Origin of the sequence: Neobacillus solisequens (genome assembly GCF_051233465.1) — a bacterium.
In the GTDB taxonomy this organism is placed as follows: domain Bacteria; phylum Bacillota; class Bacilli; order Bacillales; family Cytobacillaceae; genus Neobacillus.
The window spans coordinates 1-8,877 of the sequence record NZ_JBKFGJ010000026.1; the positions used below are offsets into that span (position 1 = coordinate 1).

Annotated in this window: 7 protein-coding genes and 9 tRNA genes; 15 read left to right on the forward strand and 1 reads right to left on the reverse strand. The window is 40.4% G+C overall.

The genetic code is table 11. The features are described from left to right. The first annotated feature begins 276 nt into the window (after window positions 1-276). The 5 genes from ACI3K6_RS21290 (at window position 277) to ACI3K6_RS21310 (ending at window position 5,724) form a co-directional block, all read left to right on the forward strand. Window positions 277-1,290, forward strand: a complete 1,014-nt coding sequence (locus tag ACI3K6_RS21290) for an outer membrane lipoprotein-sorting protein (protein WP_435556421.1) — start codon at window positions 277-279, stop codon at window positions 1,288-1,290. Window positions 1,291-1,400: 110 nt separating this feature from the next. After that, window positions 1,401-2,558, forward strand: coding sequence for an alanine racemase (gene alr / locus ACI3K6_RS21295; protein ID WP_435556422.1), 1,158 nt, complete (start codon window positions 1,401-1,403; stop codon window positions 2,556-2,558). Window positions 2,559-2,754: 196 nt separating this feature from the next. Then, complete coding sequence (locus tag ACI3K6_RS21300) at window positions 2,755-3,036, forward strand: CopG family ribbon-helix-helix protein (RefSeq protein WP_066400964.1); 282 nt, start codon at window positions 2,755-2,757, stop codon at window positions 3,034-3,036. 4 nt (window positions 3,037-3,040) lie between these two features. After that, complete coding sequence (ndoA, locus tag ACI3K6_RS21305; protein ID WP_007083556.1) at window positions 3,041-3,391, forward strand: type II toxin-antitoxin system endoribonuclease NdoA; 351 nt, start codon at window positions 3,041-3,043, stop codon at window positions 3,389-3,391. A gap of 173 nt (window positions 3,392-3,564) precedes the next feature. Then, a complete protein-coding gene (locus tag ACI3K6_RS21310) occupies window positions 3,565-5,724 on the forward strand; it encodes a Tex family protein (RefSeq protein ID WP_435556424.1) in 2,160 nt (719 codons plus the stop codon). Window positions 5,725-7,031: 1,307 nt separating this feature from the next. On the opposite strand, the gene cmpA is transcribed toward ACI3K6_RS21310, so the two are convergent. Then, on the reverse strand, window positions 7,032-7,145 hold the full coding sequence (gene cmpA, locus ACI3K6_RS21315) for a cortex morphogenetic protein CmpA (protein ID WP_335481982.1): 114 nt from the start codon (window positions 7,143-7,145) through the stop codon (window positions 7,032-7,034). 99 nt (window positions 7,146-7,244) lie between these two features. Here cmpA and ACI3K6_RS21320 point away from each other — a divergent pair, with 99 nt between their 5' ends. The 10 genes from ACI3K6_RS21320 (at window position 7,245) to ACI3K6_RS21365 (ending at window position 8,759) form a co-directional block, all read left to right on the forward strand. Then, window positions 7,245-7,718, forward strand: a complete 474-nt coding sequence (locus tag ACI3K6_RS21320) for a SprT family protein (protein ID WP_435556423.1) — start codon at window positions 7,245-7,247, stop codon at window positions 7,716-7,718. A 106-nt stretch (window positions 7,719-7,824) separates the two neighbouring features. Next, window positions 7,825-7,899, forward strand: a tRNA-Asn gene (locus ACI3K6_RS21325). 4 nt (window positions 7,900-7,903) lie between these two features. Next, window positions 7,904-7,991, forward strand: a tRNA-Ser gene (locus ACI3K6_RS21330). A 17-nt stretch (window positions 7,992-8,008) separates the two neighbouring features. Then, window positions 8,009-8,080, forward strand: a tRNA-Glu gene (locus tag ACI3K6_RS21335). A 54-nt stretch (window positions 8,081-8,134) separates the two neighbouring features. Then, window positions 8,135-8,209: transfer RNA gene (locus tag ACI3K6_RS21340), tRNA-Gln, on the forward strand. 6 nt (window positions 8,210-8,215) lie between these two features. Next, window positions 8,216-8,300, forward strand: a tRNA-Leu gene (locus tag ACI3K6_RS21345). Window positions 8,301-8,362: 62 nt separating this feature from the next. Next, a tRNA-Leu gene (locus ACI3K6_RS21350) sits at window positions 8,363-8,448 on the forward strand. Between the two features lie 61 nt (window positions 8,449-8,509). Then, window positions 8,510-8,586: transfer RNA gene (locus ACI3K6_RS21355), tRNA-Arg, on the forward strand. A gap of 8 nt (window positions 8,587-8,594) precedes the next feature. Continuing rightward, window positions 8,595-8,671 (forward strand) — tRNA-Pro (locus ACI3K6_RS21360). Between the two features lie 14 nt (window positions 8,672-8,685). Further along, a tRNA-Gly gene (locus ACI3K6_RS21365) sits at window positions 8,686-8,759 on the forward strand. The last annotated feature ends 118 nt before the right edge of the window (window positions 8,760-8,877 follow it).

Below are 8,877 nucleotides of genomic sequence, written 5' to 3' on the forward strand. Positions count from 1 at the left end.
GTCGATGAAAGACAAAAAGAGAAGAGGAAACAAAGGCCCTGTCTTTCATCCAAATCGCTAAACAATAACAAAGTCAAAAAATCCCCAAACCAACGATCCTCAAAAAAATAAATCAGCTTGTTTCACCCCATAAGCATAATCCAAAAGGTTGTCTCATATATTCGTAGGGAAAACAGGAGAGACAAGGTCAGCTATGGTCATTTTGGTATCACTGCCTGATCCCTGCCTTTCTCTTCTCAAAATATAACTGAAATGAGACAAGAAGGGGTTGAAGGAATGAGGAAAAAGTTGTTACTGCTTATGACGGGGCTGATGGTAATCTTTGTACTGGCCGCCTGCGGCTCCAAATCACAACAAGATGTCGTGAAGGAGCTAAATGGAAAACTTGATGATTTAACGAGTTATAAAGCAGAGGCCAAAATGACGCTTAAAATGGGTACAGACTCTCAAGTCTATAACGTGGAAATCTGGCATAAGGATCCAACTTTTTATCGCGTAAATCTTAAAAATGCTGAAAAAGATCAAAGCCAAATGATTTTGCGCAATGATGAAGGGGTATTTGTATTAACTCCTGCCCTAAATAAAAGCTTTAAATTCCAAAGTGATTGGCCACAAAACAGCAGCCAGGCTTATTTGTATGAATCGCTAATTAAGGACATTGTGATGGATAAAGAGGCAAAGTTCTCCGAAACAAAAGGGCATTATGTATTTGAAACAAAAACCCGCTATCAAAATAATAGTATGCTACCAATCCAGGAAATTAAATTAAATAAAAAAGATTTATCGCCAGTGAGTGTAAAAGTGATGGATCCGGATCGAAATGCTCTGGTAACTGTTGAATTTGAAAAGGTTACTTTTAAAGCTAACTTCGACAAAAACGATTTCGATATGAAAAAGAACATGACTCGTGCCCAGCTTAATCTTCCGGCGATGGCTGATGGAGGCGACCAATCCTTTACGGTTAAATATCCAACCTTCGAGCCAAAAGGAACCAAGCTGGTCGAAGAAAAACAATCTAAGATTGAAGATGGTAAGCGCGTAGTCCTGACGTATGAAGGGAAAAAATCATTTACCTTAGTTCAGGAAAAAGTAAAATCAAAAGTCGCATCGACTACTCCAACCTACGTAGAGGGTGACTTGGTAGACTTGGGTATTACAATCGGTGCTGTTAATGACCACTCTATTAGCTGGTCAAATGAAGGTATTGACTATATGATTGCTTCAAAAAATCTAACTAAGGATGAAATGATACAAGTGGCTAAGTCTGTTTCAGGTGAAGCAGTAAAATAAATCCAACAGACTCCCTCCGGGGGGGTCTTTTTGTTTTTAGCACAAAGCCTGTTCGATGAAAATATGTTAAAATGGAAGAATGTTTATAAATTAGTGTAGGAAGTGGAAGCATGGAAGAGCAAGAGTATTTCTATCGAGATACCTGGGCAGAAATTGATTTGGATTGCATTCATGATAATGTGACTTCTTTAAAGAAACAATTAACAGAAGGAGTAGAAATTTTTGCTGTTGTAAAAGCAAATGCTTACGGGCACGGAGATTTTCAAGTTGCAAAAACAGCACTTGAGGCTGGGGCAACCTATCTGGCGGTTGCCATTTTGGATGAAGCGATTGCCTTAAGAAAAAAAGGAATCACAGCTCCGATTCTAGTTTTTGGTAACACCCGTCCGGAGAATGTACGGATTGCGGTTAAAGAGAATATCACTTTGACTGTTTTTCAAAAAGAGTGGTTACAAAAAGCACAACAGTTCTTACAAACAAACGACCAACTGAAAGTCCATATAAAAGTGGATACCGGTATGGGGAGAATTGGCGTGCGTACAAGTGATGAGCTGACTGATGTTGAAAACATCATTTTGAATGATAAACGGTTTGATTTTGAGGGAATCTTTACGCACTTTGCCACAGCAGATGAATTGGATCTATCCTATTTTGAGCAGCAATATAGTCGATTTGAAAAAATAATTAGCACCTTAGCCAAACGCCCTAAATATGTTCATTCTAGTAACAGCGCCGCGGCAATCAGATTTTCAAAGGCTTACTTTAATGCAGTTCGTCCTGGGATCGCGATGTATGGACTAACGCCATCGTTAGAAATGGAAAACAAAATTCCGTATGATTTAAAAGAGGCGTTTTCCTTGAAAACGAAGCTTGTCCATGTAAAAAAACTATATAAAGGCGATAAAGTAAGCTATGGTGCCACTTATGAAAGTGATCAAGAAGAATGGATTGGCACCCTGCCTATCGGATATGCTGATGGTTGGATTCGCAAACTTCAAGGACAAGAGGTCTTGGTTAACGGAAAGCGGGCACCAATTGTTGGCAGAATTTGTATGGATCAGTGCATGATCCGCTTGCCTGAATACAATCCGGTTGGAACAACGGTCACCTTAATCGGAAAACAAGGGGATCAATTTATATCAGTGAATGACATTGCCGTGAAGCTTGGAACCATTAATTATGAGGTCCCTTGTATTATTACTAGTCGTGTGCCAAGAGTTTATAAAAAAGCGGGAAACATTGTCGAAGTAAAAAATTATCTTTTTTGATTTTTTAGAGGTTAAAAAGGAAACTCCATCATATTTATGATATAGTGGTTAATTTGTGCATAAAAGGATTAAATATTGGCTTATAATACAATAGGAGTGATATTTAGTCTATGCACGAAGTTCGTTAAGTGTTATTATAAAATATGGTATAGATAAAATAAAAAACGGTGTGTAGTGATGGTGGAGGTGTATGTTTGTGTCTGAACCCAGCGCAACTACGGAAATTTTAGTGAAATTACCGCAACATCTATTAACTGAATTAGATGGTTTCGTTAAACAAGAAAATGTAAACCGCAGTGAGTTTATCTACCAAGCAACCAAAATGTATTTGCGCGAACGAAAACAGAGACAAATTCGCGAATCCATGAGACGTGGATACATGGAAATGGCAAAGATTAACCTAAGAATCGCATCTGAAGCTTTCCAAGCAGAATATGAGGCAGAGCATACTGTTGAACGTCTTGTAAGCGGAGGATAATCACTTGATTGTCAAACGTGGTGACGTATATTTTGCGGACCTATCCCCAGTTGTTGGTTCTGAACAAGGCGGCGTCCGCCCAGTACTTGTCATCCAAAACGACATCGGGAATCGGTTTAGTCCCACCGTTATTGTTGCAGCGATTACAGCTCAAATACAAAAAGCGAAGCTTCCGACCCATGTTGAAATTGATGCGAAGCGCTACGGTTTTGAACGAGACTCGGTCATTCTGTTAGAGCAAATCCGCACAATTGATAAACAGCGGTTAACCGATAAAATAACCCATCTCGATGACGAAATGATGGAAAAAGTGGATGAAGCCCTGCAAGTCAGCTTAGGCCTCATCGAATTTTAGCAAAGACACGCTCTTTAACAAAAGAGCGTTTTTTCGTACATAATCCTGCCTTCATACTTAAACTGCTATCGGCAAGCTCTCCAGCTTGCCTTTCTTTTTGACATGAAACGCATTTGGTAATTTGATACAATAATAAAAAAACGAATTGGAGGAACAGTTTAGTGAGTGAAACGATGGTAAAAGACGATCAGCTCTTGGGGAAAATTGCAGCCGAGCAGGCTGTCTCATATAAACAAGTGAAAAATGTTATCTCGTTATTAAGCGAAGGAAACACCGTTCCGTTCATTGCCAGATACCGTAAAGAAATGACAGGTGCGCTTGACGAAGTACAGATCCGGAACATAATGGAACGTTGGCAATACATACAGAATCTTGAACAAAGAAAAGAAGAAGTCATCCGGATTATTGCTGAACAAGGGAAAATGACAGAAGAGTTACAGAAAAGCATTAATAAGGCCGAAAAACTGCAAGAGGTAGAAGACCTTTACCGTCCATATAAACAAAAAAGACGGACAAAAGCTACTATTGCCAAAGAAAGAGGCCTTGAGCCATTGGCTGAGTGGCTGCTAACTTTCCCCTCTGAAAATATCACGGCCAAAGCTCAAGAATTTTTATCAGAAGAAAAAGAAGTTCTGGTGATTGAAGATGCGATTAACGGTGCCAAGGATATTATTGCAGAAATGGTTTCTGATGATGCTGAGAGCCGGAAATGGATTAGAAGAGAAACCTTTAAATCAGGTGCTGTGACTTCTACTGTAAAAGAAGCAGAAAATGACGAGAAAAATGTCTATGAAATGTACTATGAATATGAAGAGCCAGTTAACAAGATTGTGCCACATCGAATCCTTGCCTTAAACCGTGGGGAGAAGGAAGATATTTTACGAGTATCCATCAAAGTAAATTCCGATTTGATCCTTGCTTATTTATCAAAAAGGTGGATTAAAAAAGAACACTCACCAGCGGCTCCAGTTGTTTTGGAGGCAATCGAGGATAGCTATAAGCGTTTAATCCAGCCTTCGATTGAACGGGAAATCCGCAATGAATTAACTGAAAAAGCCGAAGAGCAAGCCATTCATATTTTCTCGGAAAACCTCCGAAACTTACTATTACAGCCACCGTTAAAAGGAAAAATGGTATTGGGGGTTGACCCAGCCTATCGGACAGGCTGTAAGTTGGCGGTAGTAGATGAAACGGGGAAAGTCTTGGAAATTGGCGTCATCTATCCGCATCCACCTGTTTCAAAAGCCAGAGAAGCAAAAGAGAAGATGGTTAAAATCTTGCGCGAGTTTAAAGTGGAAATGGTCGCAATCGGAAATGGTACTGCCTCCAGAGAAACAGAACAATTTGTGGCAGACATTTTAAAAGAAATGGATGACGAGATTTTCTATTTAATCGTCAATGAGGCGGGAGCTAGCGTTTATTCTGCATCGGATCTGGCAAGAGAAGAGTTCCCTCATTTTCAGGTAGAAGAAAGAAGTGCTGTATCCATTGCCCGCAGATTGCAGGACCCGCTTGCAGAATTGGTAAAAATCGACCCGAAATCCGTCGGTGTCGGCCAATATCAGCATGACGTTTCTCAAAAACGTCTATCCGAATCCTTGCACTTTGTAGTGGAGACAGCCGTTAACCAGGTTGGTGTAAATGTTAATACGGCATCCTCTTCATTACTTCAATATGTTGCGGGCTTGAATAAAACTGCGGCCAACAATATTGTAAAGATGCGCGAAGAAACAGGGAAATTTTCAAGCAGGACCCAATTAAAGAAAGTACCGCGTCTCGGGGCAAAAACATACGAGCAGGCCATTGGTTTCCTTCGGGTTTTAGAAGGGAAACAGCCTTTAGATCGGACCGGGATCCATCCTGAACATTACCCTGAGGTTGAAAAATTATTAAAGAATTTAGGATTCACAACCGCAGATTTGGGTAAGGAAGAATTGAAGGATTCATTAAGCGGTCTGGACTTAAAGGCGGTTTCCGAAGAGCTCGCTATTGGGGAACTTACTCTGAAGGATATCGTTGATGCCTTAGTAAGACCTGAACGTGATCCGCGTGACGAATTACCACGCCCTCTTCTAAAAAAGGATGTCCTAAAACTAGAAGATCTGAAACCGGGCATGGAACTGCAAGGAACAGTTAGAAATGTAGTCGATTTTGGGGCATTTGTAGATATTGGGGTTAAGCAGGATGGCCTAGTTCATATCTCCAAACTCAGCAACCGCTTCGTAAAACATCCATTAGATATTGTATCTGTTGGGGATGTGGTTACCGTATGGGTCGATTCTGTCGACATGAAAAAAGGACGCGTGGCCTTAACCATGCTGCCACCGTCTTGATTGAATAGTAAGAAGCACATGGGAAGTTACCTGTGTGCTTTTTTGATTCTTTTTTGATTGTGGGGCATAGAGGGTTTCTTAGTTAGAAGTGGCTTGTAGGTAGAGGCAAAGCATAGAGATGTAGCATAGAAGGCCTCTACGTTCCCAAGAAAGAGGTGGCAGAAGGAAAAGTGGAATATAGAGGGCCTTTACGTTCCCGAAAAAGTGATAGCTCAGGAAAAAAGGGAATATTGAATGCCTCTACGTTCCTGAAAAAGTGATGGCTCAAGAAAAAGTGGAATATAGAAGGCCTCTACGTTCCTGAAAAAGTGATGGCTAAGGAAAAAAGGGAATATAGAAGGCCTCTACGTTCCTGAAAAATGATGGCTCAAGAAAAAGTGGAATATAGAGGGCCTCTACGTTCCCGAAAAAGTGAAGGCTCAGGAAAAAAGGGAATATAGAGGCCTCTACGTTCCTGAAAAATGATGGCTCAAGAAAAAGTGGAATATAAAAGGCCTCTACGTTCCTGAAAAAGTGATAGCTCTAGAAAAAAGGGAATATAGAAGGCCTCTACGTTCCTGAAAAAGTGATAGCTCAGGAAAAAAGGGAATATAGAAGGCCTCTACGTTCCTGAAAAAGTGATAGCTCAGGAAAAAAGGGAATATAGAAGGCCTCTACGTTCCTGAAAAAGTGATAGCTCTAGAAAAAAGGGAATATAGAAGGTCCCTACGTTCCTGAAAAAGTGATGGCTCAAGAAAAAGTGGAATATAGAAGGTCCCTACGTTCCTGAAAAAGTGATGGCTCAAGAAAAAGTGGAATATAGAAGGCCTCTACCTTCCCGAAAAAGTGATGGCTCAGGAAAAAAGGGAATAAAGAAGGCCTCTACGTTCCTGAAAAAGTGATGGCTCAAGAAAAAGTGGAATAAAGAAGGCCTCTACGTTCCCGAAAAAGTGATAGCTCTAGAAAAAAGGGAATATAGAAGGCCTCTACGTTCCTGAAAAAGTGTTAGCTCTAGAAAAAAGGGAATATAGAAGGTCCCTACGTTCCTGAAAAAGTGATAGCTCAAGAAAAAGTGGAATATAGAAGGCCTCTATATTCCCCAGTAAACTATTAAGCGTTCTAAGTTTAGGGACTCAACGAAAATTTCATCATCAAAAAAGCGCAGCGGTATGCCTTTCAAAACAGCCTCAAATACAAAGTTACAATTACAATCAAATAAAACAAATCAAAAAGGTCCCTTAAAAAGACTAATCAGCATTAACTAGCAATATCAAGAATAGACCCATATAAAAGAAGAAAAGTACAATTGAAAAAGAACAATTCAATCTCTAAGAATCATGCTTCTTCCTGTAAAAAAACCAGCATTGGTTTAAAAGTTTAATTTGATATCGGTTCTTTTCATAAAAAGCCCTTTTCATTTGGTTTTGAAACCAAGTTGGCATAATAAAACCTCCTGAAAGTGATGGTATCCTCATTAATTGTATATACAATATATGCTATAATAGGTTGTCACGTTCGCAAACAAAGTAAGGAGAATAAATATGGAAGATTCGGAACTTCAAAAGCTGGTGGAGAAGATTTCAAATGAGGTATTCGGGATACCGTTTAAACATCAAGCTATATTTAATCCTAGGCTTAGATCCACGGGTGGAAGGTATCTTCTAAAATCCCATAACATTGAAATAAATAAGAAGTATCTAGAACAGCTTGGAAGACAAGAGTTAATAGGGATTATAAAACACGAACTTTGCCATTATCACCTTCACCTTGAGGGAAAAGGATACCAGCATCGTGATAGGGACTTTAAAGTATTGTTAAAAAAAACGGGGGCGCCAAGATTTTGTAATCAACTGCCTGAAGTGAAAAAGAAACGAACAATAAAAAAGATAGTTCTATACAAATGTACAAAATGTAATCTTCCTTATAAAAGAAAAAGACAGATTGATACAAGCCGATATGTTTGCGGTAAATGCAAAGGGAGATTAGAAAAAGTGGATGAAAGCTTCGTAAATTAAATACATTTATTTCCTGTTAAAATCGTGTTGACTTTAGCGAGCAACGTCATTATAATGTAAAGAGTCGATAGGGCAAACGCCTTATTAACGAAAAGAGTATTATTATTCCGCAGTAGCTCAGTGGTAGAGCTATCGGCTGTTAACCGATCGGTCGTAGGTTCGAGTCCTACCTGCGGAGCCATTTTGGGGAAGTACTCAAGAGGCTGAAGAGGCGCCCCTGCTAAGGGTGTAGGTCGCGTGAGCGGCGCGAGGGTTCAAATCCCTCCTTCTCCGTAGAAGAATATTATTTTGGCCCCTTGGTCAAGCGGTTAAGACACCGCCCTTTCACGGCGGTAACACGGGTTCGAATCCCGTAGGGGTCATCAGGAATGGGGAATGAAATGAACTTCATTTCCTGTTTCTTTCCTAAAATATTTTGGGCTATAGCCAAGCGGTAAGGCAACGGACTTTGACTCCGTCATTCGTTGGTTCGAATCCAGCTAGCCCAGCCATTATTTGCGGGTGTGGCGGAATTGGCAGACGCACCAGACTTAGGATCTGGCGCCGCAAGGCGTGGGGGTTCGACTCCCTTCACCCGCACCACTAATTTCCAGTTGATATTTATATCAAAATGTGGTATGATAAATTTTGTCGCTAATCGAAACGCGGTCGTGGCGGAATGGCAGACGCGCTAGGTTGAGGGCCTAGTGGGGGCAACCCCGTGGAGGTTCAAGTCCTCTCGGCCGCACCAAAAAAAGATGTTGACAAAATTAAATGCTTTTGATATTATATAAAAGCTGATTTAAATAAATGCGCCCGTAGCTCAATTGGATAGAGCGTTTGACTACGGATCAAAAGGTTATGGGTTCGACTCCTTTCGGGCGCGCCATAGTTTTACGGGAAATAGCTCAGCTTGGTAGAGCACTTGGTTTGGGACCAAGGGGTCGCAGGTTCGAATCCTGTTTTCCCGACCATTCTAAAAATATATGCGGGTGTAGTTTAGTGGTAAAACCACAGCCTTCCAAGCTGTTGTTGTGGGTTCGATTCCCATCACCCGCTCCATTGATCTTTGAAAACTAAACAAACAAGAACGTCAACAAACAATAATATTCATTTCTAACGAAATGAAGCCAACGTTTTATTTTATGAGCTAATCACTCTTTTTGGAGAGTTTGATCCT

Coding starts and splice junctions, on each gene's coding strand:
- ACI3K6_RS21290 (WP_435556421.1), top strand. CDS start 277: ATGAGGAAAAAGTTGTTACTGCTTATGACGGGGCTGATGGTAATCTTT.
- alr (WP_435556422.1), top strand. CDS start 1,401: ATGGAAGAGCAAGAGTATTTCTATCGAGATACCTGGGCAGAAATTGAT.
- ACI3K6_RS21310 (WP_435556424.1), top strand. CDS start 3,565: ATGGTAAAAGACGATCAGCTCTTGGGGAAAATTGCAGCCGAGCAGGCT.
- cmpA (WP_335481982.1), bottom strand. CDS start 7,145: ATGCCAACTTGGTTTCAAAACCAAATGAAAAGGGCTTTTTATGAAAAG.
- ACI3K6_RS21320 (WP_435556423.1), top strand. CDS start 7,245: ATGGAAGATTCGGAACTTCAAAAGCTGGTGGAGAAGATTTCAAATGAG.